At 55.2% G+C, this 1,830-nt stretch carries 2 protein-coding genes; one reads left to right on the top strand and one right to left on the bottom strand.

All coding sequences use genetic code 11. From position 1 onward, the window contains the following. Positions 1-466, top strand: a 466-nt coding sequence (locus tag RTY00_RS24425) for a response regulator transcription factor (protein WP_312666696.1), incomplete at its 5' end; no start/stop codon positions are given. Positions 467-612: 146 nt separating this feature from the next. On the opposite strand, the gene RTY00_RS24420 is transcribed toward RTY00_RS24425, so the two are convergent. Next, positions 613-1,830 (bottom strand): aspartate:alanine antiporter (locus RTY00_RS24420; RefSeq protein WP_312666695.1); only part of this gene is annotated, 1,218 nt, incomplete at its 5' end.

The following is a 1,830-nucleotide window of genomic DNA, read 5'->3' as shown; positions in this document are numbered from 1 at the left end:
GCGTAATCAAAGTATGCGCATACTGGTGGCGTCAAACTTTTACAACAGTGCGACGGTGGCGCAGGCTTTGCGTTACGGTGCCAGTGGATTTATCAGTAAAACGGCTTCAGAGAGCGAGTTACTGAATGCGGTGCAGGTGGTTGGGAGCGGTAATATCTATCTTGAGCCACTGATGGCACTTCAGTTGGCGCAAATTCATGAACGTGTGGTGTCGGCAGAAGCGATGCAGAAGCCAATAGTACAAGCGTGGACCTCAGAGTCTCAGCTTGCGGTTTTGTCACCGAAGGTACAAGACGTGATGAACTGCTTACTGGAAGGCCTAACGGTAACTGAAATTGCTGAGAAATTTTCCCGCAGCATTAAGACCATCAGCGGTCAGAAACAAGCAGGGATGCGCAAGTTGGGTCTGAAAACCGATCACGAACTCTCGCACCTGCGAGATTCGTTGCAGCGGCAGCGCCGATAAGTATTTAACCCGCCAAATCGCAGCCATAAAAAAACCCGCAAGTCAGTGACCGGCGGGCTCCACAATTTGGGGATTTCAAAGAAAAGCAGTGGCACTTATTCAGACTGCGCCCCCCAAAGAAAGTTCTGGACAGCGCGAAAATATTTTTATAAAGGCAAAAGCGGCCAGATTATCACGATCAAGGTACCGGCCAGCGTCAGCAAAACGTTAGCAATCGCATAAGTTCCTGCATAGCCCAAGGCTGGAATGCTGCTGCGCGCAGTATCGCTGATGATCTCCATGGCCGGCGCACAGGTGCGCGCGCCCATGATGGCACCAAACAGCAGGGCGCGGTTCATGCGCAGCACATAAGCGCCGAACAGATAGCAAATCACCACCGGCAGCAAACTCACCAGTAAGCCGCTCACCAGCATCAACGCACCGGCGCTGCCAAAACCGTGCTGCAGACCGCTGCCCGCGCTCAGGCCAACGCCCGCCATAAACACCATCAAACCAAACTCTTTCACCATCGTCAGCGCACCCTGCGGGATGTAGCCAAAGGTCGGATGGTTGGCGCGCATAAAGCCGAGCATGATGCCCGCGAACAACAATCCAGCGGCGTTACCGATGCCAAAGCTGAAATTGCTGAACTGGAAGGTGATCATGCCGATCATTAAGCCGACAATAAAGAAGGCGCAGAAGGCGAGCAGATCGGTGATTTGGCTGTGAATAGCGATAAAACCAATGCGATCGGCCAGGCTCTTGACGCGACGTGCTTCGCCGCTCACCTGCAGCACATCACCTTTGTTGAGCATAATGCTGTCATCGATCGGCATCTCGATCTGGCTGCGAATCACGCGGTTAAGGAAGCAGCCGTGATCGGTCAGTTTGAGATGGCTCAGGCGCTTGTTCACCGCGTTATGGTTTTTCACCACGATCTCTTCGGTGACGATGCGCATATCCAGCAGATCGCGATCGAATACCTCTTTGCCGTTACGGAAGCTAGGATCCAGGCGCGCATGCGCATCGGGATAACCCACCAGCGAGATATCGTCGCCCAGTTGCAGCATCGCGTCGCCGTCCGGGCTGGCGAGAATGCCGTTGCGGCGCAGACGCTCGATGTAGCAGCCGGTCTGGCGATGAATGCCCAGCTCGCGCAGGTTTTTACCGCCGCTCCACTCCACCAGTTCCGGACCCACGCGATACGCGCGGATCACCGGTAGAAACACTTTGCGCTGGCTATCAGCGTCGAGGCCGCGCTCGCGCGCGATTTGCTGCGCGCAAGTCGGCAGATCCTGATGCTGCAGGCGCGGCAGATAGCGGGCGCCAAAAATCAGGCTGACTAAACCTACCAGATAGGTGAGGGCATATCCGAGGCTGAGGTT

The organism is Pantoea sp. CTOTU49201 (genome assembly GCF_032054795.1).
Classification (GTDB): Bacteria; Pseudomonadota; Gammaproteobacteria; order Enterobacterales; family Enterobacteriaceae; genus Pantoea; species Pantoea symbiotica.
This window is presented reverse-complemented; position numbering and strand designations above follow the sequence as displayed.